This window comes from Nocardioides currus (genome assembly GCF_003057875.1).
GTDB classification, from domain to species: domain Bacteria; phylum Actinomycetota; class Actinomycetes; order Propionibacteriales; family Nocardioidaceae; genus Nocardioides; species Nocardioides currus.
In genome coordinates this window covers 177,799-198,827 of sequence record NZ_PYXZ01000008.1, presented here as the reverse complement: position 1 = coordinate 198,827, position 21,029 = coordinate 177,799, and the positions used below count along the sequence as shown (strand labels likewise).

Sequence of the window (21,029 nt, the reverse complement as noted above, 5' to 3'; positions counted from 1 at the left end):
GCCGCTAGCGCTCCAACGTGCCGAGGGCGGCGAAGCGCAGCATGTGCGCCTGCCCGCTGTGCAGGGCGTATTCGTCGATCATCTTGATCAGCGTGTGCCCGAGCGGGTCGCCGTGGCCCCGCCCGACGGTCTCGAGCGTGGGAGTGCTCTCGATCGCCGCGTCCGCCCGCGCGACCTCGTCGAGGTAGAGCCGTAGGTCCTCCCCGGCGGTCTCGGCCGATCCGCCGGCGTAGTCGTCATCGCCGTACGCCTCGACCCGGTCGCCGCCGCCGAGCCCCCAGCTCAGGTAGGCGTGCTCCATCTGCTGCATGTGGCGCACCAGCCCCAGCACCGAGAGCTCGACCGGCGGGATCGACCACTCGGCCAGCTGCTCGGGCGACAGGTCACGCCACTTGCGCTGGAACTCGTGGCGCTGGTGCTGCAGCCACGCGACCAGGCTCGCCCGCAGGTCGGGGTCGGGCCGGGGCTCGTCGCGGCGGTCGAGGTCGAGGTCGGGGAGGACCGGGTCCATGTCCCGAACCTACGCCTACGGCCAGCTGAGTCCCACGGTCCGCTCGCTGAGCTCCCACAGCTCCCGCTGGGCCTCGGCGTCGTGGGCGAGGGCGCGGGCCGTGACGACCTGCGGCGTGCCGCTCATCTCGCCCAGCCCCGACGGACCGACGTACGTGCCGCCCGGGAGGTCGGCGGTGGCGGCCATCAGGCTCGGCCACGCGCCGGCGTGGGCGCTCTGGGAGACGGCCTTCACCGCGGCGTCGAGGATGCTGGCGACGCCACCGCGCGCGCGGCCCATCTGGCCGTTGGTCACCAGGTGGGTGCCGGAGAAGCCGGGGTGGGCGGCGAGCGCCCGCACGGGGAGGCCCTTCTCCCGGGCCCGCCGGTCGAGCTCGAAGGTGAAGAGCAGGTTGGCCAGCTTGGTCTCGCTGTACGCCGACCAGCGGCTGTAGCGCCGATCGGTGCGCGGGTCCCAGGTCGGCGCGTGCCGGGCGCGACGGTGCATCTGCGACGACACCGTCACCACCCGCGCGTCGCCGCTGGCGGCGAGCTGGGGGGCGAGCAGGCCGGTCAGGAGGAAGGGGCCGAAGTGGTTGGTCGCCATCTGCGACTCGAGGCCGTCGCCGGTGCGGCGGAAGGGCGGCGCCATGATGCCGGCGTTGTTGACCAGCACGTCGAGCGGGCCGAGCTCCCCGGCCCGGCGGGCGGCGTCCCGCACGGACGAGAGGTCCGCGAGGTCGACGACCAGCTCGTCCAGCTCGGCGTCCGGCACCTCGCCGCGGATCGCCGTCGCGGTGCCGGCGAGCTTGTCGGCGCTGCGACCGGCGAGGACGACGCGTCCGCCGCGACGGGCGAGCTCGAGGGCGGTGAAGTGCCCGAGCCCGCCCTCGGTCGTGCCGGTGACGAGGATGGTGCGGCCGCTCTGGTCGGGGATGTCGCCCAGCGTCCAGGCCGGCGAGGAGGTCGCGCTCACGGGGTCACCCCGAGGGCGTCGACGACCTGCTGGCCGAGGACCTGGTCGCCGAAGACCTCGACCCGGCCCGCCTCCGGCCGGCGGCGTCCACCGGCCAGCACGACGAACGACTCGCGGTCCGTGCGGATGCCCACCGTCGCGTCCGCGGGGACCTCGTCGAGCAGGCGGCCCCGGCCGTCCTCGCCGACGACCGCGGCGACCGGCTGGTGGCCCTCGACCTCGAGGAGGACGGTCGTGCCCGGTGCGGCGCCCACCTTCTTGGCCAGCACGAAGCCCAGGCTCTCGGCGAGGTAGTCGGCGGAGTGGCGGGCCGCGGCGGTGTCCAAGCCTCCCGGGAGGCCCACCGCGCGGCGTACGTCCTGCTCGTGCATCCACACGTCCAGCGGCCGGTTGCGCAGCAGGGTCAGGGTGCTCCAGCCGATGGCGCCGAAGACTCCGTCGGCCGGCGCCGACGGGTCGGTCGGGGGCTCGGCGAGCAGCCGTGTGTGCCGGGCCGTCGTGCAGGCGCGGATCTCGTTGATCAGCTCGTCGGGCGTGCGGTCGCGGCGCGCGACGACGCCCTGCTCGGTGAACTGGCCCATCATCCCGTGCGCGTGCGGGGCCTCGCCGATCTCGACGTCGTCGTGGTCGTTGCCCGCGAGCAGCGACTCGAGATGACCGGTGTGCGCGGCGACGGCGTGGACGTCCCACCCGGCCAGGTCGGTCGGGGCGTGCCACGCGTCCTCGGGGACCCGCTCGAGCAGGCCCGTGAAGTCGTTGACCGCCTCCCACCAGGTGTCGACGTACCCGCTCAACGGCGTGGAGGCATCAGTCATGGCAGCACCCTAAGGCGTCTCTGGAACGGGGCTGGAACAATGGACCGGTGCGTGTCCGTGCCCCCGAGCTCACCGGCCGCGGCTGGCTCAACACCGCCGCCCCGCTCAGCCTCCGCGACCTGCGCGGTCGCTTCGTGCTCCTCGACTTCTGGACCTTCTGCTGCATCAACTGCCTGCACGTCCTCGACGAGCTGCGCCCGGTCGAGGAGGAGTACGCCGACGAGCTGGTCGTCGTCGGCGTCCACTCGCCGAAGTTCGTGCACGAGGCCGACCCGGACGCCCTCGTCGCCGCCGTGGAGCGCTACGGCGTGCACCACCCGGTGCTCGACGACCCCGAGCTGACGACCTGGCAGGCCTACACGGCGCGTGCCTGGCCGACGCTCGTGCTCGTCGACCCGGAGGGCTACGTCGTCGCGCACTACGCCGGCGAGGGCCACGCCCACGCGATCTCCTCGCTGCTCGCGACGCTCGTCGAGGAACACCGCGCCAAGGGCACCCTCCAGCCCGGCGACTCGCCGTACGTCCCTCCAGCCGTCGAGCCGACCGACCTGCGCTTCCCGGCCAAGGCGGTGCCGCTCGAGGACGGCCGCGTGCTGGTCGCGGACGCCGGCCACGACGCCGTCGTGCTCCTCTCGGCCGAGGGCGACGTCGAGCGCCGCTTCGACGGCTTCCGCGAGCCCAACGGCCTCTGCCTCCTGCCGCCCGACCTCGGCCTCCCCTATGACGTGGTGGTCGCCGACACCGTCGGCCACCGGCTGGCGGGTCTGTCGCTGGTCACGGGTGAGGTGACGACGCTCGCCGGCGACGGCCGGCAGTGGTTCGACGGCGACGGCACCTCCCGGCTCAGCAGCCCGTGGGACGTCGCCTGGTGGCAGGACCGGGTGTGGATCGCGATGGCCGGCGTCCACCAGCTCTGGACCTTCGACCCGGTGACCGGGGTGGTCGAGGTGGCCGCCGGCACCGCCAACGAGGGGTTGCTCGACGGTCCGCTGGCCGACGCGTGGTTCGCCCAGACCAGCGGGCTGGCCGCCGACGGCGACCGGCTGTGGCTCGCGGACTCCGAGACGTCGTCGCTGCGCTGGGTCGAGGACGGCGAGGTGCACACCGCCGTCGGCACCGGGCTCTTCGACTTCGGCTTCCGCGACGGGCCGGCGACCGACGCCCTCCTCCAGCACCCGCTCGGGGTCGCCGTGCTCCCCGACGGATCGGTCGCGGTCGCGGACACCTACAACGGCGCCGTACGCCGCTTCGCCGACGGCGTGCTCTCGACCATCGCCACCGACCTGGTCGAGCCCAGCGGGTTGTACGTCGACGGGCGCGACCTCGTCGTCGTCGAGTCCGCGGGCCACCGGCTCACGCGGGTCCCGCTCGACGCCCGCGTCGCCGCCGACGACTTCAGTCACACCACCCAGCGTCCCGTCACCGACGTCGCGGCCACGCTGCGCCTCGACGTGCCGTTCACGCCGCCGCCCGGCCAGAAGGTCGACGACCGGTTCGGGCCGTCGTCCCAGCTGCTCGTCACCTCCACGCCGCCGGGACTGATCCGCAGCGGCGAGGGGCGCGGCACCGACCTCACGCGCGAGCTCGTGCTCGACCCGCACATCGGCGACGGCGTGCTCCACATCGCCGCCCGCGCCGCCTCGTGCGACGCCGACGGCAGCGAGGGCGCGGCCTGCCGCATGCACCAGCAGGACTGGGGCGTCCCGGTCCGGATCGGCGCCGACGGCGACGCCGTGCTCACGCTGCCCCTCGGCGGCCTGTCGGACTGATGACGCGGGCCGGCCCCGCGCAGACACGCAGGCATTGGTCCCCGGTCGCCGACCCGGTCACGCTCGGCGCACGCCCGACGGCGGAGCAACGCCCGCGCGTCTGCGGCCGATCCGACGCCCTCGGAGCCGCGCGCGGCCTAGGGTCGGGGGCAACGGGGTCATCCGAGCAGAGGAGCAGTCATGGGTTTCGGTGTGGGCATCGTCCTGCTGGTGATCGGCGCCATCCTCGTCACGGGCGCCGTCGACCTGCCGGCCTCGGTCGACGACGTCGTCGCGACGAACATGGTCGGCTGGATCCTCATCCTCGCCGGCGCGCTGGCGATCGTGCTGGGCCTGATCAGCACCCGCAACCGGTCGCACACCACGGTCGTCGAGGAGCGCCGCGAGATCTGAGCGGCCCCACACAACCTCGGACCCCTTTCGCTCGTGGAAGCGGGTGGAGGGCCACCCGGTCCTCCGGGATCTGGGGGAGTGATCGTGGCCGCACCGGACGACGCAGGCTTCGCCGAGTTCGTCAGCGGCTCGTGGCGCCAGCTGCGCCAGGCCGCCGTCGCACTGACCGGCAACAGCGCCGACGCCGAGGACCTGCTGCAGACCGTCCTGGCCCGCACGTACGCCCGCTGGCCGCGGGTCGCGCGCGACGACGCGGTCGCCTACGTGCGCCGCGGGCTCGTCAACGCCTACGTCGACACGTGGCGCCGCCATCGTGTGATGAAGGTCGAGGCGGTGGAGGAGGTGCCCGAGGTGGCCTCGCACGACACCCCGGGCCGGACCGACGACCGTGCGGAGCTGGTGGACCTGCTGGCCCGGCTGTCGCCGCGTGAACGGACGATGCTGGTGATGCGTCACTACTTCGACCAGTCGGAGCAGGACGTCGCCACGGCGATGGGCTGCTCGGTCGGCACGGTCAAGAGCACCTGCTCGCGCGCGCTCCAGCGACTCCGGATCCCCGTCTCGACCACCGAGGAGCTGTGATGACCAACGAGCTGTTCAAGGCCGAGGTCGACCGCATCGACAGCGGCCTGCCCGACCACCCTGACCTGACCTCCTACATGCGCTCCGGCCGTGCGATCCGGCGTCGTCGGCGCGGGGCTGTCGCCCTCGGCGCGGGCGCGCTGGCCGCGGCCGTCGTGACACCGGCCGTGCTGTGGGGCGGCGGCCCGGCGACCCAGCCGGCGAAGGACCCGGCCCCGTCGTCCGTCGCGCCGGCCGCGTCGGCGCCGGCGCCCGTGGACGCGTCGTTCGGCGACGGTGTGACCGCCGCCGTGGCCGAGGGCTTCCCGGACGCGGCGTTCCTGGACAAGACCGTCGGCGACCACTACGAGAAGTCCGGTATCGGCGTGGAGCCGGCGCTGGGCACGCCACCCGACTGGGCCAACGTCTTCTTCTGGCGCCAGGGCTACGCGGTCGACGGGCTCCAGTTCTTCGACACCAGGGCCTCCTGGGACGGTGCCGCCGCTCCGGCGGCGGGGTGTTCCTCCACGGCCTTCGAGGTCGAGCAGCAATGCACGACGACCGACGTGAACGGCTACACGGTCGTGGTCCACGACGGCGTGCACGTGCAGGGCGAGCCCGAGGGCGACTGGGCCAGGCTGGTCCAGGTGGTCGCCCCGATCTCCGAGCGAGGCAACACCCAGGTCACCGAGGTGATGGCGCAGGTCGAGGGGATGTCGTGGGCCGAGGCCGAGTCGGCGCTTCCCGACATCGACCGGATGAGGACCCTGGCGCTGGACGAGCGGCTCCGGCTCCCCGAACCGGCCACGATCCCCGAGCTGCGCTAGAGCCAGCCGTTGGAGTGCGCGACCCGAGCCGCCTCGGCCCGGGTCGTCGCCCCGGTCTTGCCGATCGCGGACGACAGGTGGTTGCGCACCGTCCCCTCGGACAGGTGCGCGCGCCCGGCAATGGTCGCGACCGGCGAGCCGTCGAGCGCCAGCGCGAGGATCTCGGCCTCCCGCACGGTCAACGGGGACGGGCCGGCCATCAGCGACTCCGCCGCGAGGTCGGGGTCGATCACCCTCAGACCGGCGTGCACGCGGCGTACGGCGTCGGCGAGCTGCTTGGCCGGGGTGTCCTTGACGACGAAGCCGGCCGCCCCCGCGTCGAGCGCGCGACGGACGTAGCCCGGGCGTCCGAACGTGGTCACGATCAGCGCCCTGACCTCCGGCAGCTCGGTGCGCAGCGCCGCCGCGGCCTCGAGGCCGGTCAGCCCCGGCATCTCGATGTCGAGCAGGCAGACCTCGGCCCCCGCGTCGCGCGCGGCGGCGACGACCTCGTCGCCGCGGCCCACCTGGGCGACGACCTCGATGTCGGTCTCGAGGTCGAGCAGGGCGGCGAGGGCGCCGCGGACGAGGGCCTGGTCGTCGGCCAGCAGGATGCGGATCACGGCAGCGTCACCTCCAGCCGCGTCCCGGGACCGCCCGACAGGACCAGGGTGCCGCCTGCGGCGGCGACGCGCTCGCGCATGCCGCGCAGGCCGTTGCCCTCGTGGCCGCCCGTGGCGGTGAACCCGGCGCCGTCGTCGGCGACCACCAGTCCGGTCGGGAGCAGGTGCACGTCGACGGAGCTCGCCCGCGCGTGGCGCACGACGTTGGTCACCGATTCGCGCAGCACCCAGGCCAGCAGGGCCCGGTGGCGCGGGTCGGTGTCGGCGAGGGTGCCGGTCACGTGGGTCTCGACGCCGGCGTCGGCGAGCACCAGCGGCGCGGCCGCGAGCTCCGCCTCGAGGTTGGCGGCCCGCAGGCCGCCGACCGTGGCGCGCACCTCGGCCAGCGCCTGGCGGGCGGTCTCCTGGATCGACACGAGCTCGGCCTTCGCCCGGTCGGGGTCGACCTCGATCAGCCGCGAGGCCAGCTCGGCCTTGATGGACAGCGCCGTCAGCGAGTGCCCGAGCACGTCGTGGACGTCGCGGGCGACGCGGTCGCGCTCGGCGACGAGGGCGAGCTCCGACCGTGCCACCTCTGCTCGCCCCTGCAGCTGGGAGAACACCCGCATGGCGGTGCAGAAGCCGATGATCGGCCACACCATCAGGAAGAAGAACGCCGGGAAGTCGCCGCCGACGAGGGAGAGGATCGGCAACAGGGCGCTGGCGGCCGTCGTCCACCTCCACCACGGCGCCGGCACCATCAGCGCGGAGAAGGCGCCGAGGTAGGGCGTCAGCCCGATGGCCTCGATCCCGATGACGGGCACGGTGCCGATCAGCAGCAGGAGCAGGCCGAACCAGATCGCCAGTGCGTGGTCGCTCCACACGCTCCACCCGAGGAGGTAGACGACGGCGAAGGTCGCGATCAGGACGAGTGCCACCGCCTTGATCGCGGGCGAGGAGTCGGTCTGCAGGGCCTCGAGCACCGGATAGGTGAGGAAGACCAGCCAGATCGCCGCCACGACCCAGCCCCACCGGTCCCACGGCGAGCGGATCGTGGCGGCGTCGGGGAGGAGTGCGCTCACACGCGCTCCCGACCTCGGCGGAGTCCCCACACCGCCAGGCCCGCGAAGATCACTGTCCACGCGACCACGTTAGCGAGCATCAGCCACACCGGGTCGTGCCCCGCGTCCATCGGCAGGTAGCCCTCGCTGAGCGGGTAACGGGCGAGCCCGGCGTAGCCGTAGAGCGGGGTGAGCTTGCCGATGGTCAGGATGAGACCGCTCATCGGGGTGAACACGTTGCCCAAGAAGCTCAGGATCACGATCAGTCCCGACGCGATGCCGGCAGCGTTGGGCCCCTTGAACAGCAGGCACACGGCCAGGCCGTAGATCGCGAAGAGCGCCGACCCCGCCCACGCGATCGCCGCACTGGCCAGCCAGTCGACGGCGTTGCCGCGCGAGCCGGTGGCCGCGCCGATGGCGTAGATCAGCGCGATCGGGACCGCGGCCACCACCATCGCCACGGCGGTCTTGACGCCCACGAAGGCCAGGGGTCGCAGGGGCGTGAGGGCGATCTGACGGCCCCAGCCCATCGTCTGCTCGGTCGCGGCCGCGCCGGCGACGGAGGTGGTGGCGGTGACGGCGCCGTACGCCGCCATCGAGACCATGACGTACATCGCGACGTTGGCGCTGCCGATCGCCTCGTCGTCGCCCATGCCGAAGACGAAGAAGAGGAACGCGGGCAGCGCCACGATGAAGAACATGCCGACCCGGTCGCGGAGCTGGCGCCGGAGGTCGAGGCGGGCGTAGGCGAGCACCTGCGGGCGTGCGGCGCGGGTGCGCACGGCGGTCGGGGCCTCGGTGCTCGGTGTGGTCAGGACGTCGGTCATCGCAGGGCCTCCTCGGCCTCGTCGGTGCTGGGGGTCGCGCCGGTGAGGGCCAGGAAGGCGGCCTCGAGGCTGGCGCTGGACACCTCGAGGTCGGTGATGCCGAGGGGGGCGACCGCGGCCCGCAGGCGCGCCAGCCAGGCCTCGTCGACACCGTGGGGTCCCACGACGTCGGTGGGCGGGCGGAGGTTGATGCTGCGAGCGCCGTACGACGCCCGCACGTCGGCCGTGGTCCCGTCGGCCACGATCCGCCCGCCCGCCATCAGCACGGTCCGCTCGGCGAAGGCGTCGGCCTCGGCGAGGTAGTGCGTGGCGAAGACGATGGTGCGGCCCTGGGCGGCATCGGCGCGCATGGCGTCCCAGAAGTCCTGCCGGGCGCCGACGTCCATCCCGGTGGTCGGCTCGTCGAGGATCACCAGGTCGGGGTCGGGGACCAGCGCCAGCGCGAACTTGAGCCGCTGCTGCTCACCGCCGGAGCAGGCCTGCACCAGCCGGTCGGCGATGGGTCCGAGGTTGGCCCGCTCGAGGACGACGTCGGTGCGGTCGCTGCGCCCGTGCAGGGCGGCGATCGCGCGGACCGTCTCCCGGACGGTGAAGTCGGGCAGCAGCCCGCCCGTCTGGAGGACCGAGGACACCCGGCCCTCGACGACCGCGTGGTGCGGGTGGACGCCGAAGACCTCCACGGTGCCGCTCGTGGGCGAGGTGAGGCCCAGCAGCATGTCGACGGTGGTGGTCTTGCCGGCGCCGTTGGGGCCGAGGAAGGCGACGATCTCGCCGGGCTGGACGGTCAGGTCGACGTGGTCGACCGCGACGACCTCGGTGCCGTCGGTCGCGCGGAACGTCTTGTGCAGGCCGGTGGCCCGGATGGCTGGTGTGGTCATGGCTCCAGCCTGCTGCGGCGTCCCGCCCGGTCCCCGGAGGAAGTGTCACGACCTGCCCGTGACAGGTGTCATGGCGCCGTACGCCCGACTAACGGGTCGAAATGAGCACTCCCGCCCCCATCAGTGGGGGCGGGAGTGCACGGTCGGACCAGTTACTCGCCGAGAGGCGAGGCTCAGGCGTGGATCAGAACGCCGCCTCGTCGAGGTCCATCAGCGCGAGGTCGGTGCCCTCGGCGATGGCGCGCTCGGCGGTCAGGCGGGGCAGGTTGGTCTGCGCGAAGAACTGCGCGGCCGCGACCTTGCCCTCGTAGAACGCCTTGTCCTTCTCCGACACCTCGCCCGCGAGCTTCTGCAGCGCGACCTCGGCCTGGCGCAGCAGCAGCCAGCCGCAGACCACGTCGCCCAGCGCCATCAGCAGGCGGGAGGTGTTGAGCCCCACCTTGTAGATGTTGCGCAGGTCGCCGCCCTCGGCCGACGCGTCGGCCGACATCAGGTCGTTGATCATGTGACCGACGATGGCGTTGGCGTCCTCGAGCGCGGTGGCGAGCAGGGCACGCTCGACCTTGAGGCGACCGTTGCCGGCCTCGCTGGCGATGAAGCCCTGGATCTCGCCGGCCAGGTGGCCCAGCGCGCGGCCCTGGTCCTTGACGATCTTGCGGAAGAAGAAGTCCTGGCCCTGGATCGCCGTGGTGCCCTCGTAGAGGGTGTCGATCTTGGCGTCGCGGACGTACTGCTCGATCGGGTACTCCTGCAGGAAGCCCGAGCCGCCGAAGGTCTGCAGCGACTCGGTGCCCAGCAGCACCCACGAGCGCTCGGAGCCGTAGCCCTTGACGACGGGGAGCAGCAGGTCGTTGACGGCCGCGGCCAGGTCGTCCTTCTCGCCGTTGTGCTCGGCGATCATGACCTGGTCCTGCCACGACGCCGTGTAGAGCACCAGCGCGCGCATGGCCTCGGCGAACGACTTCTGCGTCATCAGCGAGCGGCGCACGTCGGGGTGGTGGGTGATCGTGACGCGCGGGGCCGTCTTGTCGGCCGCCTTCGTCAGGTCGGGGCCCTGGACGCGCTCCTTGGCGTACTCGAGCGCGTTGAGGTAGCCGGTGGAGAGCGTGGCGATGGCCTTGGTGCCGACCATCATCCGGGCGTTCTCGATGACGTCGAACATCTGCGCGATGCCGTTGTGGACCTCGCCGAGCAACCAGCCGCGGGCGGGCTCGCCGCCACCGACCTGCGGGTCGCCGAAGGTGACCTCGCAGGTGTTGGAGACCTTGATGCCCATCTTGTGCTCGACGTTGGTGACGTAGACGCCGTTGCGCTCGCCGGTGAGCTCGCCGGTCTCGTGGTCGAAGTGGTGGGTCGGCATCCAGAACAGCGACAGGCCCTTGGTGCCGGGGCCGCCGGCACCCTCCACGCCCTCGGGGCGGGCGAGCACGAGGTGCATCGTGTTGTCGGACAGGCCGCCCTCGGCGGAGGTGATGAAGCGCTTGACGCCCGTGATGTTCCACGAGCCGTCCTCGTTGGGCGTGGCCTTGGTGCGGCCGGCGCCCACGTCCGAGCCGGCGTCCGGCTCGGTCAGGACCATGGTGCAGGGCCACTGGCGCTCGACCATGATCTCGGCGACGCGCTGGTCGCGCTCGTTGCCGTTGTTGTAGACGACGCCGGCGAACGGCGGGCCGGCGGCGTACATCCAGACCGGGGCGTTGGCGCCGAGCACCATCTCGCCCATCGCCCAGACGAGGGTGGAGGGAGCCGGCGTGCCGCCGAGCTCCTCACGGATCTGCAGGCGCCAGTACTCCGCGTCCATCCAGGCCTGGTAGCTCTGCTTGAACGACTCGGGCACCGGCGCGGTGTGGGTCTGCGGGTCGAAGACGGGCGGGTTGCGGTCGCTGTCGACGTACGACGCGGCGAGCTCGTCGCGGGACATGCGGGCGACCTCGGCGAGGATCTCGCGGGCCGTCTCACCGTCGACCTCGGCGAAGGGACCGGTCCCGAGGATCTCGTCGCGTCCGAGCACCTCGAAGAGGTTGAACTCGATGTCGCGCAGGTTGGTCTTGTAGTGGCTCAACGTCTTACCTGATTCCGTTCGGTGGATCGCTACTGATCGGTAACTTAATGATGCCTCGCGGATCGGCGGCGCGCAACACGAACGGCGCATCTCGCTCGTCACACCGTGGTCGGCCTTTGTCGGGTCGGATGGTTTTGCCTATCAAACTATGTATGTATAGCCTTTCACCCGACATACACGATCGGAAGGTGCTCGCCTCATGCGCAAGCTCATCGTGCTCGGCTTCGTCGGGCTCATCGCACAACTCATCGACGGCTCGCTCGGCATGGCCTACGGCGTCACCTCGTCCACCCTGCTGCTCGCCGCCGGCGTCGCGCCGGCCGCCGCGTCGGCCGCGGTCCACTTCTCCGAGATCGGCACCTCGCTCGTGTCCGGTGCCTCGCACCACAAGCTCGGCAACGTCGACTGGCGCACCGTCTCGATCCTCGCCGTGCCCGGCTTCGTCGGCGCCTTCATCGGCGCGACCGCGCTGTCCAACATGGACGCCGGCGTCGCCAAGCCGATCGTGGCCGCGATCCTGCTCGGCCTCGGCATCTACGTCATCTACCGCTTCCTGCGCCTCGGCGGTCGCCGCCCTCAGTTCAAGGGCCGTCCCGGCGTCGCCTTCCTCGCCCCGATGGGTCTGATCGGCGGCACGCTGGACGCCATCGGCGGCGGTGGCTGGGGCCCGGTCGGCACGACCTCGCTGCTCTCCAGCGGTCGCCTCGAGCCCCGCAAGGTGGTCGGCTCGATCGACACCTCGGAGTTCGTGGTCGCCGTCGGCGGCTCGCTCGGCTTCATCCTCGCCCTCGGCTCGCAGGGCATCAACTGGGGGTACGCCGCTGCGCTGCTCGCCGGCGGTGTCGTGGCCGCGCCGATCGCCGCCTGGCTCGTCAAGCACCTCGCCGCCCGCGTGCTCGGGGTCGCGGCCGGTGGCCTGATCGTGCTGACCAACTCCAAGACCATCCTCGAGGCGCTCGGCGTCCCCGGCGTCGGCGTCGCCGTGACCGCGGCCGTGCTGTTCGTCGCCTGGGTCACCGGCATCGTCTGGGCCGTGAAGCAGGAGCGCCTCGCGCGCGCCACCGCCGGCGAGCCCGAGCTGGAGCTCGCGTCGGCCTGATCGCCGTACGACCCGCCCTCGTCGTCGCCGCCCGCCACCACCCTCGTGTGGCGCGGCGGCGCCAACGTTGATCGACTTGGCTGACATATCTGACAAACTGGCTCCATGCGCGTTTCCGCCAAGGCCGACTATGCCCTCCGGGCGCTGATCGAGATCGCCTCCGTGACCGACGGGTCGGCCGTCAGCGCCGAGCAGCTCGGCAAGGCCCAGGACATCCCCCACGGGTTCCTGCAGGCGATCCTGGCCGACCTCCGCCGCGCCGACATCGTCGTGTCCCAGCGCGGCCAGTCCGGCGGCTGGCGCTTCGCGCGCACCCCCGACTCGGTCTCGGTGGCCGACGTGATCCGCGCCGTCGACGGTCCGCTGGTCTCGGTCTACGGCCTGCGGCCGGAGTCGGTCGCCTACGGCGAGTCCGCCAAGGTGCTGCAGCACGTCTGGATCGCCGCCCGCCGCTCGCTGCGCTCGGTCTTCGAGGGTGTCTCGATCCAGGACCTCGCCGACGGCCAGCTGCCCGCCGCGGTCGCCGACCTCACGGCCGACGAGGACGCCTGGCAGCCGCACTGACCCCGATCGATCGGGTCAGGCGGCGAGCTCCTTCTCGACCTGCTTGCGACGCAACGCCCGCTTGAGCAGGGCCTTGTCGAGCCTGCTCCTCTCCTCCGACAGCGCGATGCGCGCGAGCTCGTCGGCGAATCCTGCGGACGTCAGGCCCGGCTCGACCGCGTGGACCCGCGCGGGCTTGACCATGCGGGTCCAGGCCACCGGCAGCTGGGCGTGCGCGGCCGGCGTCACCACGAGGTGCACCTTGAGCCCGGCCAGCCCGTCCATGGCGAGGGCCGCCTGCTCGGGCGCCGCGTCCACGAAGCCGGGCATGGAGGCGAAGGTGTCTGACCTGAGCTTGAACGTGCGTCGGCAGATCTTCGCCCAGGCCCCCTCGACGTCCTTGCGCCGGACCCCCGCCGCCTTGTGGGCACGGCGGATCTCGAGGTCGGCGCGGTGCAGATCGTCCTGGGTCACGTCGGGGGTGCGGACGCCGACCGCCGCGAGTCGCTCGCGGACCTCGGCGTCGACCTCGACGACCTCGGGTCCGATGTGCAGGAACAGCAGGTGCTTGGCCATGCCCGCAGGGTGACAGCGGCGGGCGACGACGGGGTGAATGGCGTGTGTCGACGAGCCGACGGCTACGCCGGCTCGAGGCGGGCCAGCCAGTCGACGAGCGGCTTGAGCGTGCGCCAGTCGTCCCGCACGAGGTCGGCCAGCTCGGCGGTGTGGACCTCCGGCCCGAAGCCGATCACGCGGCCGGCGAAGAGCTGCTTGTGCCGCAGCAGCTCGATGCGCGGGTGCTCCTTGTCGTAGCCCCGCGGCGCGGTCTTGAGCTGCTCGCCCGAGACCTCGAAGCCCGCCTTCTCGACCTTGGCCAGCATCCGCTTGAGCTGCGGACCTGTCTTGTCGTCGACGATCGCGTCGCGGAAGGCCGCGAGTCGCGGGCCGTCGGCGTCGTAGAAGCCGGCCCCGGTGCGGACGCCGCGGGCCGACACCTCGACGTACCACCCTGTCGCCGGCGCCACCCCGACGAACGCGCCCTGGTGGGTCTTGTAGGGCGTCTTGTCCTTGGCGAAGCGGACGTCGCGGTAGGGCCGGAAGACCTTGGCGGTGCCGAACTCGGGGCCGAGGGCCGCGGTCAGCGCCTTCATCGGCGCCTCGACCGCGTCCTTGTACGTCGCCCTGTTGGCCTCCCAGAACGACTTGGTGTTGTCCATCTCGAGGTCGTCGTAGAAGTCGAGCGCGGCGACGGGGAATCCTTCGAAGCTCACCCGGGCAGTGTCTCGCACCGGCCCTAGCCGACGTGGGCCGAGACCTGCTCGTCGCCGTCCTCGCCGAAGGAGGAGATCGTCAGGATGCCGTCCGCGCACTCGGGCCGGCCGAGGAAGGCGTTGCCTCTCGACGTCGACTCGTAGGCGACGCTGAGCTCGGCCCCGTCCCAGCGCATCAGGCGGGCCGGGTCGGTCCGCGTCGCTGGATCGCTCACGAAGAAGGTGTCGCCGCCGCAGGAGGTGAGCGTCCCGGTGCTGCCCTGGCCGAGGTCCTCGGTGCCGCTGTCCGTCCGCGCGTGGAACTGCGCGACCTCCTGGCGCTTGGGCTTCGTCACCTCCGACCAGACGATGCCGGTGCTCGTGGCAGCGATGTCCCAACCGGTGCACTCGGCCGGACCGTCGACGGGCTGGGGGATCCCGGACTGGTCGAGCAGCGCGAGGGTGCGGCACGAGACCCGGCTGGCGTAGTCGAAGAGCATCACGGCGACGCCGTCCTCGTTGGCCTCGAGCTCGGCGATCCCGACCCGGCCCGAGGGGCACCAGCCGTCCTCGCCGTTGCCGTCGGCGACGGACAGCGTGGCCAGGCACGCCACTCCGCCCTCGCCGAGCCCGGGGTAGTGGACGCTGTCGCCGAGCCGCGCCCAGTCGCCACCGTTGGCCGGCTCGGGCGTCACGATCTCCGTCTGCTCGCTGGTCGTCAGGTCGACGCGGTAGCCGAGCCCGCTGGTCGTCTCGCCGCCGAACCCGTAGGACACGACGGCAGAGTCGCCGTCGAGCAGGACGGCGTCCACGCTGCCGCCGCTGTCGTCGGGCAGCACGACGTCGTCGGCGTCGCCCGCGTTGCTCTCGAAGCGCAGGTCGGACTCGCCGGCGATCGCGGTCCAGCGCTCACCGACGACCACCCGCGCGTCGGGGGAGCGGCCGGTGGGCTGCCAGTCGAGGGGGCCGGATGTCTCGATCGGCGTCTCGGACTCGGTCGGCGTCGGGGTGCTCGTCTGCTCGGCGGTCGGCTCGTCGTCCGCCCCGCAGGCGGCGAGGACGAGGAGCGTGGTGGCGGCGAGCGCCGTACGGACCCCGCGTCGCATCAGACGCCCAGGTTGTGCTGGAAGTGCGCCTGGTTGGCGCGGAAGCTCTTGTAGGCCGACTGCCACTGGGTGCGGGCGATCCGCGGCTCCGTGGGGTCGAACCGGCTCTGGTCCCACGGCTCGAAGTAGCCGATGAGCTTGCTGCCGTCCTGGGTCCGGCGGTAGCCGCGGCCGACCTGGAAGTGGCCGGACGCGTCGTCGTCGAGGTAGGGGAAGAACTTCTTGTGCAGGATCGGGTGGAGCACGATCGGCGCCTTGTAGCCGTGGATGTGGCGCTTCATCAGCCGCCACCACTGCAGGTAGGTGAAGTCGCCGATGTCGAGGACGACGTAGGGGCCGGCGTGGTCGTCGTTGTCGTAGCCGGTGTTGTGGTTGACGACGCGGACCATGTCGGAGATCGAGGTGCCGGCGGTCGAGGTGTGCAGCTTGTCGGCCCACAGGGCCTGCCCCTGCCGGCGCTCGCGCCAGCCCCAGCCGATCATCTGCGCGGTGGCGGGGCCGCAGTAGTAGGTCAGGTTCTGCGGGCGGACGTGTCGCTCGTCGAGGATCTTGAAGGCGCGCGGGTGCTTGCGCGGCTTGGCCCGGGCGGCGATCGCGGTCTCGGGGTGGCGCAGCGCGAAGTCGTCGGGCAGCGGCACGCCCTGGATCTCGTGGCGGATCTCCCACACCTTGGCGACCGACCGGGCGGCGGTCTCGAGCTCGGCGCGCTCGACCCTGGCGCGGTCCTTCGTCGACATCGCGGCCCGCTGGCGCAGGGCCGTCGTCGGGTCGAGGTCGCCGGTCTGCTCGGGCTGCTCGACGTCGCCGGCCCGCGACGGGTCGGTCGCCAGTGCGGCGGCGAGCGCCTCGGCCGCCTCCTGCTGCGTCCGGGTGGTCCAGCCGAGGCCCAGGCAGTAGCGCTGGCCCTCGAACACCGCGCACCGCGTCGCCGCGATCGCCAGGGCGTACGTCGACGAGCGGCCGTCCACCGTCAGGCTCTCGCCCTCCGCGACCACCCGTTCGATCTCCGCCTGCGACTCGGGCGCGATGCCGCTGCCGGCGCTCCGCTCGAGGTCCGGGCGGCCGGCGCCGTCGCGGCCGCTGTCGGGCAGGAACGGGACGGCGACGAGGAGCAGCGCGAGCGCGCCGATGCCGACGGCGGCGCTGCGGCGTACGCGTGGACGGGGACGGGGGTGCATGGGGGAAGACCTCACTGTGGACAACGTGAGCGCGTCCCACTGTCCCCTCTCGTCACAGAAGTCGCAACCTCCCCACCCGTCACAGGGGCCGCAGGGTCTTGTGGCGGGGGTGTGGGGCCGCATGGCACTGGGGCGTCCTGCCGAGCGGCCGCAGGGTGGGAGCAGGACCCAGGCTGGGAGGCCGTGATGAGAAGCCACGTTGCTGTGCTGGTGGCTGTGCTGGTTGCACTGATGGCGAGTGTGGCTGCCGCCGTGGCCGTCAGGGTCACACACGATGACGGGGACCGGTTCGATCGCCGTGACGGCATGATGTCCTCGCAGTGGGACAGACGGACGGACCGGTCGGGTGAGGGCCAACGGCGGGGCTGGCGGGGACCGGGCGGGATGGTGTCCGGCTCCGGCGCCACACATGGGATGCGGGCTGGTGGCGAGTACACCTACCTCGCCGAGATGATCGCCCACCATGAGGAAGCGGTGGTCGCTGCGCAGGCGCTGGAGCGTTCCGAGCGTGCCCAGATGCGCAGCTTCGGTGAAGCCATCGTCGGCTCCCAGAGCGCGCAGATCGACCAGATGCAGGAGTGGCTGGCGGACTGGTATCCGGACCGCTCGGGGCAGGTGGACTATCAGCCGATGATGCGGGACCTGACCGGCCTCGAAGGTGACCGGCTCGACCGGGCGTTCCTGGAGGACATGCTGGGGCACCACATGCGCGCAGTCATGATGTCGCAGCAGCTGTTGATGCGCGGCGTGGCAACCCATGACCCGGTCGAGGTCCTGGCGGAGACCATCCGCGACGAGCAGCGTGCCGAGGTCGTCCAGATGCGTCGCTGGCTGCGAGCGTGGTTCGAGGGCGGCTGGCAGCACGGCGTGTGCGGCGGCGGCGCCGGTGCGATGCCTCGCGGGATGCCCGGAGGTATGTGAGGCTTCTGTTGCCCGCGACGTACCCGAACGGAGGAATGGATGGCGCACCTGGCCGCTGCTGGATTCATCCTCCTGGTGGCCCTGGCAGCCTGGATGTCAGCCCGAGGGGGACGGGCTGTCAACGGTTGCTGCGCCCCCGCTGATCCCCGACGGGACCTCCGGATGCGGGCCGCGTTCACCGATGACGCGCAGCCGCCGTCCTAGCCGATTCGCGGGCAAGACGGCCGCGACTTCGTCGCGGGGCCGGTGGACCAAAGGCCGGCTTGCTCGGCTTCGCCGGGCTGCGCCGCTTCGCGAGCAGACGGCCGCGACTTCGTCGCGCGGTGCTTGTTTGGTCGGCTTGCCCGGCTGACGCCGGGCTGCGCCGCTTCGCGAGACAACTCAGCCCGCGACTTCGTCGCGGGCTGAGTGGATCTCGCTCGGAGCGGATGACGAGACTCGAACTCGCGACATCGACCTTGGGAAGGTCGCGCTCTACCAACTGAGCTACATCCGCAGGATGCGCCGGAATCGTACCCGACGCGTGCCGGCACCGATCAGTCGACGGGAGCCAGCGTCGGACGCTTGGGCGAGACGGTGTCGCCCGACGAGCGGCCGGTGAGGCGCCGGTGGATCCAGGGGGCGAGGAACTCGCGGGTCCACCGCAGGTTCTGCACGGTCTGGTCGCGTCGCCCGAGCAGCGGTCGCGGCTCCGCGTCGAGCCGCTCGAGCGCGTGGTCCACGCCGAGCACGTCGAGGACCCGGCGGGCGAGGTCGCGATGGCCGTACGCGTTGAGGTGCATCCGGTCGGTGTCCATGATCGCGGCGATGTCGGCGTCCCGCATGCGCCACATGTCGACGAGCGTGACGTCGTGGCGGTCGACGATCTCGCGCACGCCCTCGTTGAACAGCGCGAACCGGCCGCGCATCGCGGCGAAGACCCCGGTCGGGCCCGGGTCGAAGACGGTGAACATCGTGACGTGCGCGCCGGTGGCGACGAGGCGCGCGATGGCGTCGTCGTACGACGCGATGAGCCCGTCGACGTCGACGCGCGGGCGCAGGATGTCGTTGCCGCCGCCGTGGATCGTGACGAGGTCGGGCTCGAGCGCGAGCGCCGGCTCGAGCTGCTCGGAGAGGATCGCGGGCAGCTTGCGGCCGCGGATCGCGAGGTTGGCGTAGGTGAAGCCGGGGTTGTCGACCGCGAGCGCCTCGGCGACGCGGTCGGCCCAGCCGCGCAGACCGTTGGGACGGGAGGGGTCGGGGTCGCCGACGCCCTCGGTGAAGGAGTCGCCAAGCGCGACGTAGCGGTGGAAGGTCACCCGGCCATTGTCCAATCCGTGCGCGAGCCGTCCCAATCGGTGTCGATTCACTAGGCTGCCCCCGTGCTGCTCTCCGACCGCGACATCCTCGCCGAGATCGACGCCGGGCGGATCGCCCTCGACCCGTGGGAGCCGGCGATGCTGCAGCCGTCGAGCATCGACGTGCGCCTCGACCGCTTCTTCCGCGTCTTCGAGAACCACCGCTACCCGCACATCGACCCCGCGGCCGACCAGTCCGACCTGACCCGCGAGGTCGAGCCGGAGGGCGACGAGCCGTTCATCCTGCACCCGGGGGAGTTCGTGCTCGGCTCGACGTACGAGGTCGTCAGCCTCCCCGACGACATCGCCGCCCGCGTCGAGGGCAAGTCCAGCCTCGGTCGCCTCGGTCTGCTGACCCACGCGACCGCCGGCTTCGTCGACCCCGGCTTCAGCGGCCACGTCACCCTCGAGCTGGCCAACGTCGCGACGCTGCCGATCAAGCTCTACCCCGGCATGAAGATCGGCCAGTTCTGCTTCTTCCGCCTCACCTCGCCGAGCGAGCACCCCTACGGCTCGGAGAAGTATGGCTCGCGCTACCAGGGACAGCGCGGCCCCACGCCGAGCCGCAGCTTCCAGGGCTTCCACCGTACGGCGATCTGATGACCCGGGGACGGTGGTGGCACATGGTCACGGCGCTGGTCGCGACGTCCGCCCTCGTCCTCCAGGTGGTCCTCGTCTGGCGGGGCGCCAACGTCCTCAACGAGACCGACCCGCCGGAGCTGGGCGAACGACTGGTCCGCTTCGTCGGCTACTTCACCATCCTGTCCAACGCGCTGGTCGCCTGGTCGAGCTGGACCATCGCGCTGGCCCGCGACCGCGACACCACGTGGTGGCGGCTGCTCCGGCTCGACGGGCTGATCGGCATCACCGTCACCTTCGTCGTGGTGCAGGTGCTGCTCAAGGGGACCTACGAGCTCGACGGCGCCGACCTCCTCGCCGACAACCTGCTGCACGTCGTGGTGCCCGTGCTCGCCGTGGCCGGATGGGTGTTCTTCGGGCCGCGCGACCGGGTCCGTCGGGGCGACCTGCTGCCCGCGCTCGTGTTCCCGATCCTGTGGCTGGTCTACACGCTGGTCCGGGGCGAGATCGTGAACTGGTATCCCTATCCGTTCCTCAACACGGACAAGCACGGGTACGCCTCGGTGGCCCTCACCTGCCTGGGCATCGCGGTGCTCTTCGTCGCGCTCGCGGTGCTGGCCTGGAAGGGCGACGAGCGCTTGTCCCGGACGCGGTGACGGGGGTAAGTGGAACCTAAGTTAGGCTCGCCTCACTAAGGCATCCCTAACCACGGAGTTCCCCATGACCCGCACCCTGCGCCTCGGCGCCGCGGCCGCCCTCGCGGTGGCCGCCCTGACCGCCTGCAGCACCGGCTCGACGACCGACGCGAGCGACTCGGCCAACGAGCCCACCGCCACCACCGAGGTCGACGCCGACGCGTTCCCGGTCACGATCGAGCACGCGCTGGGCTCGACCACGATCGAGGAGGCCCCGACCCGCGTCGTGGCCGTCGGCTACGCCGAGGCCGACTACCCGCTCTCGCTGGGCGTGGTCCCGGTCGGCGCCGACAAGATCGAGTACGCCGGCAACGCCAACTCGTCCTCCGACTGGTTCGACGAGGCACTGGGCGAGATCGACGGCGCCGAGCAGCCGACCCGGTTCAGCACCGCCGACGGCGTCCCGGTCGACAAGATCGTCCGGCTCCAGCCCGACCTGGTGACCGCCACCCAGTCCGGCATCACCCAGGACGAGTACGACCAGCTGACCGACGCCGGCATCCCCGTCGTGGCCTACCCCAACGCGCCGTACAACACGACGTGGCAGGAGTCGCTGGAGATGGTCGGCCAGGCGCTCGGCCGCTCCGAGCTCGCCGCCGAGGTGAAGACCGAGACCGAGCAGGTGCTCGCGGACACCGCCGAGGAGTTCCCGCAGCTCGAGGGCACGACCTTCACCTACGCCGGCCCGAACGCCGACCCGTCGTCGTTCTACGTCTACACCGTGATGGACAACCGGCCGCGCCTGCTCGTCGAGCTGGGCATGGAGAACTCCGCCCTCGTCGAGGAGCGCAGCAAGCCCGGCCAGTTCCTCTTCAACATCTCCGCCGAGCGCACCGCCGACCTCGACGCCGACGTGTTCCTCACCTACGCGACCTCCGAGGCCAACGTGAAGGAGCTGGCGGACAACCCGCTGGTCAACCAGATCCCGGCCGTGGCCGACAACCGGTGGTACGCCCAGGTCGACCCGATCGAGTCCATCGGCCTCTCCGCCCCGTCCCCGCTGTCGCTCCCGGTGGCGATGGACATGTTCATCCCGAAGGTCGCCGCGGCGATCGACGGCGACGGCTCCACCCCCTGATCCG

The 21,029-nt window shown here is 72.0% G+C and carries 23 protein-coding genes and 1 tRNA gene; 10 read left to right on the top strand and 14 right to left on the bottom strand.

Features of this window, described 5'->3' with window-relative positions:
• Positions 1-4: 4 nt before the first annotated feature.
• Genes C7S10_RS17615 through C7S10_RS17605 form a run of 3 tightly spaced genes read right to left on the bottom strand, consistent with a single transcriptional unit; the run spans position 5 to position 2,280 of the window.
• The gene (locus C7S10_RS17615) at positions 5-511 is read right to left on the bottom strand and encodes a mycothiol transferase (protein ID WP_108345740.1); all 507 of its coding nucleotides are present in this window, start codon (positions 509-511) and stop codon (positions 5-7) included.
• Between the two features lie 15 nt (positions 512-526).
• The gene (locus tag C7S10_RS17610; protein WP_108345739.1) at positions 527-1,465 is read right to left on the bottom strand and encodes an oxidoreductase; all 939 of its coding nucleotides are present in this window, start codon (positions 1,463-1,465) and stop codon (positions 527-529) included.
• On the bottom strand, positions 1,462-2,280 hold the full coding sequence (locus C7S10_RS17605) for a maleylpyruvate isomerase family mycothiol-dependent enzyme (protein ID WP_108345738.1): 819 nt from the start codon (positions 2,278-2,280) through the stop codon (positions 1,462-1,464). The genes C7S10_RS17610 and C7S10_RS17605 overlap by 4 nt, the downstream gene beginning before the upstream one ends.
• Positions 2,281-2,327: 47 nt before the next feature.
• Here C7S10_RS17605 and C7S10_RS17600 point away from each other — a divergent pair, with 47 nt between their 5' ends.
• From C7S10_RS17600 to C7S10_RS17585, 4 genes are all read left to right on the top strand, one after another.
• On the top strand, positions 2,328-4,049 hold the full coding sequence (locus C7S10_RS17600; protein ID WP_108345737.1) for an NHL domain-containing thioredoxin family protein: 1,722 nt from the start codon (positions 2,328-2,330) through the stop codon (positions 4,047-4,049).
• Positions 4,050-4,229: 180 nt separating this feature from the next.
• Positions 4,230-4,442, top strand: a complete 213-nt coding sequence (locus tag C7S10_RS17595; RefSeq protein WP_108345736.1) for a DUF6458 family protein — start codon at positions 4,230-4,232, stop codon at positions 4,440-4,442.
• A gap of 84 nt (positions 4,443-4,526) precedes the next feature.
• The gene (locus tag C7S10_RS17590) at positions 4,527-5,024 is read left to right on the top strand and encodes a SigE family RNA polymerase sigma factor (RefSeq protein WP_108345780.1); all 498 of its coding nucleotides are present in this window, start codon (positions 4,527-4,529) and stop codon (positions 5,022-5,024) included.
• Positions 5,024-5,830, top strand: a complete 807-nt coding sequence (locus C7S10_RS17585; protein ID WP_108345735.1) for a hypothetical protein — start codon at positions 5,024-5,026, stop codon at positions 5,828-5,830. The genes C7S10_RS17590 and C7S10_RS17585 overlap by 1 nt, the downstream gene beginning before the upstream one ends.
• Here the strand turns inward: C7S10_RS17585 and C7S10_RS17580 are convergent.
• The 5 genes from C7S10_RS17580 to C7S10_RS17560 form a co-directional block, all read right to left on the bottom strand.
• Positions 5,827-6,432, bottom strand: a complete 606-nt coding sequence (locus tag C7S10_RS17580) for a response regulator transcription factor (RefSeq protein WP_108345734.1) — start codon at positions 6,430-6,432, stop codon at positions 5,827-5,829. The two genes, C7S10_RS17585 and C7S10_RS17580, sit on opposite strands and share 4 nt — an antisense overlap.
• Positions 6,429-7,493, bottom strand: a complete 1,065-nt coding sequence (locus tag C7S10_RS17575) for a sensor histidine kinase (RefSeq protein WP_108345733.1) — start codon at positions 7,491-7,493, stop codon at positions 6,429-6,431. The genes C7S10_RS17580 and C7S10_RS17575 overlap by 4 nt, the downstream gene beginning before the upstream one ends.
• The gene (locus C7S10_RS17570; RefSeq protein WP_243395452.1) at positions 7,490-8,299 is read right to left on the bottom strand and encodes an ABC transporter permease; all 810 of its coding nucleotides are present in this window, start codon (positions 8,297-8,299) and stop codon (positions 7,490-7,492) included. The genes C7S10_RS17575 and C7S10_RS17570 overlap by 4 nt, the downstream gene beginning before the upstream one ends.
• Positions 8,296-9,177, bottom strand: coding sequence for an ABC transporter ATP-binding protein (locus tag C7S10_RS17565; protein WP_108345732.1), 882 nt, complete (start codon positions 9,175-9,177; stop codon positions 8,296-8,298). Before C7S10_RS17565 ends, C7S10_RS17570 begins: the two co-directional genes overlap by 4 nt.
• Before the next feature lie 184 nt (positions 9,178-9,361).
• Positions 9,362-11,239 carry an acyl-CoA dehydrogenase gene (locus tag C7S10_RS17560; protein ID WP_108345731.1) on the bottom strand — a complete coding sequence of 626 codons (1,878 nt, stop codon included), beginning with the start codon at positions 11,237-11,239 and terminating at the stop codon, positions 9,362-9,364.
• Positions 11,240-11,438: 199 nt separating this feature from the next.
• Here C7S10_RS17560 and C7S10_RS17555 point away from each other — a divergent pair, with 199 nt between their 5' ends.
• Entirely contained in the window at positions 11,439-12,338 is a 900-nt protein-coding gene (locus C7S10_RS17555; protein ID WP_108345730.1) for a sulfite exporter TauE/SafE family protein, read from the top strand.
• A 105-nt stretch (positions 12,339-12,443) separates the two neighbouring features.
• Positions 12,444-12,902, top strand: coding sequence for an RrF2 family transcriptional regulator (locus tag C7S10_RS17550; protein WP_108345729.1), 459 nt, complete (start codon positions 12,444-12,446; stop codon positions 12,900-12,902).
• A gap of 15 nt (positions 12,903-12,917) precedes the next feature.
• Here the strand turns inward: C7S10_RS17550 and C7S10_RS17545 are convergent, their stop codons facing one another.
• The 4 genes from C7S10_RS17545 to C7S10_RS17530 all read right to left on the bottom strand — a co-directional run bounded on the left by C7S10_RS17545 (position 12,918) and on the right by C7S10_RS17530 (position 16,415).
• Complete coding sequence (locus C7S10_RS17545; RefSeq protein WP_108345728.1) at positions 12,918-13,457, bottom strand: hypothetical protein; 540 nt, start codon at positions 13,455-13,457, stop codon at positions 12,918-12,920.
• A gap of 62 nt (positions 13,458-13,519) precedes the next feature.
• On the bottom strand, positions 13,520-14,152 hold the full coding sequence (locus C7S10_RS17540) for a DUF2461 domain-containing protein (RefSeq protein ID WP_108345727.1): 633 nt from the start codon (positions 14,150-14,152) through the stop codon (positions 13,520-13,522).
• A 23-nt stretch (positions 14,153-14,175) separates the two neighbouring features.
• A complete protein-coding gene (locus C7S10_RS17535) occupies positions 14,176-15,237 on the bottom strand; it encodes an LptM family lipoprotein (RefSeq protein ID WP_108345726.1) in 1,062 nt (353 codons plus the stop codon).
• Entirely contained in the window at positions 15,237-16,415 is a 1,179-nt protein-coding gene (locus C7S10_RS17530; RefSeq protein WP_108345725.1) for a hypothetical protein, read from the bottom strand. Before C7S10_RS17530 ends, C7S10_RS17535 begins: the two co-directional genes overlap by 1 nt.
• Before the next feature lie 186 nt (positions 16,416-16,601).
• Between C7S10_RS17530 and C7S10_RS17525 the strand changes: the two genes are divergently transcribed.
• Positions 16,602-17,336 carry a DUF305 domain-containing protein gene (locus C7S10_RS17525; protein ID WP_133176552.1) on the top strand — a complete coding sequence of 245 codons (735 nt, stop codon included), beginning with the start codon at positions 16,602-16,604 and terminating at the stop codon, positions 17,334-17,336.
• 423 nt (positions 17,337-17,759) lie between these two features.
• Here C7S10_RS17525 and C7S10_RS17520 read toward each other — a convergent pair.
• A tRNA-Gly gene (locus C7S10_RS17520) sits at positions 17,760-17,832 on the bottom strand.
• A gap of 40 nt (positions 17,833-17,872) precedes the next feature.
• A complete protein-coding gene (locus tag C7S10_RS17515) occupies positions 17,873-18,634 on the bottom strand; it encodes an SGNH/GDSL hydrolase family protein (protein WP_108345723.1) in 762 nt (253 codons plus the stop codon).
• A gap of 63 nt (positions 18,635-18,697) precedes the next feature.
• Between C7S10_RS17515 and dcd the strand changes: the two genes are divergently transcribed.
• The 3 genes from dcd (at position 18,698) to C7S10_RS17500 (ending at position 21,025) form a co-directional block, all read left to right on the top strand.
• Positions 18,698-19,273, top strand: a complete 576-nt coding sequence (gene dcd, locus C7S10_RS17510) for a dCTP deaminase (RefSeq protein WP_108345722.1) — start codon at positions 18,698-18,700, stop codon at positions 19,271-19,273.
• Positions 19,273-19,908, top strand: coding sequence for a Pr6Pr family membrane protein (locus tag C7S10_RS17505; protein ID WP_108345721.1), 636 nt, complete (start codon positions 19,273-19,275; stop codon positions 19,906-19,908). The genes dcd and C7S10_RS17505 overlap by 1 nt, the downstream gene beginning before the upstream one ends.
• 64 nt (positions 19,909-19,972) lie before the next feature.
• Positions 19,973-21,025: an iron-siderophore ABC transporter substrate-binding protein gene (locus tag C7S10_RS17500; RefSeq protein WP_108345720.1), complete on the top strand. Its 1,053-nt coding sequence runs from the start codon at positions 19,973-19,975 to the stop codon at positions 21,023-21,025.
• The last annotated feature ends 4 nt before the right edge of the window (positions 21,026-21,029 follow it).

Coding starts and splice junctions, on each gene's coding strand:
- C7S10_RS17605 (WP_108345738.1), bottom strand. CDS start 2,280: ATGACTGATGCCTCCACGCCGTTGAGCGGGTACGTCGACACCTGGTGG.
- C7S10_RS17550 (WP_108345729.1), top strand. CDS start 12,444: ATGCGCGTTTCCGCCAAGGCCGACTATGCCCTCCGGGCGCTGATCGAG.
- C7S10_RS17585 (WP_108345735.1), top strand. CDS start 5,024: ATGACCAACGAGCTGTTCAAGGCCGAGGTCGACCGCATCGACAGCGGC.
- C7S10_RS17555 (WP_108345730.1), top strand. CDS start 11,439: ATGCGCAAGCTCATCGTGCTCGGCTTCGTCGGGCTCATCGCACAACTC.
- C7S10_RS17545 (WP_108345728.1), bottom strand. CDS start 13,457: ATGGCCAAGCACCTGCTGTTCCTGCACATCGGACCCGAGGTCGTCGAG.
- C7S10_RS17535 (WP_108345726.1), bottom strand. CDS start 15,237: ATGCGACGCGGGGTCCGTACGGCGCTCGCCGCCACCACGCTCCTCGTC.
- C7S10_RS17595 (WP_108345736.1), top strand. CDS start 4,230: ATGGGTTTCGGTGTGGGCATCGTCCTGCTGGTGATCGGCGCCATCCTC.
- C7S10_RS17505 (WP_108345721.1), top strand. CDS start 19,273: ATGACCCGGGGACGGTGGTGGCACATGGTCACGGCGCTGGTCGCGACG.
- C7S10_RS17500 (WP_108345720.1), top strand. CDS start 19,973: ATGACCCGCACCCTGCGCCTCGGCGCCGCGGCCGCCCTCGCGGTGGCC.
- C7S10_RS17565 (WP_108345732.1), bottom strand. CDS start 9,177: ATGACCACACCAGCCATCCGGGCCACCGGCCTGCACAAGACGTTCCGC.
- C7S10_RS17615 (WP_108345740.1), bottom strand. CDS start 511: ATGGACCCGGTCCTCCCCGACCTCGACCTCGACCGCCGCGACGAGCCC.
- C7S10_RS17530 (WP_108345725.1), bottom strand. CDS start 16,415: ATGCACCCCCGTCCCCGTCCACGCGTACGCCGCAGCGCCGCCGTCGGC.
- C7S10_RS17570 (WP_243395452.1), bottom strand. CDS start 8,299: ATGACCGACGTCCTGACCACACCGAGCACCGAGGCCCCGACCGCCGTG.
- C7S10_RS17525 (WP_133176552.1), top strand. CDS start 16,602: ATGAGAAGCCACGTTGCTGTGCTGGTGGCTGTGCTGGTTGCACTGATG.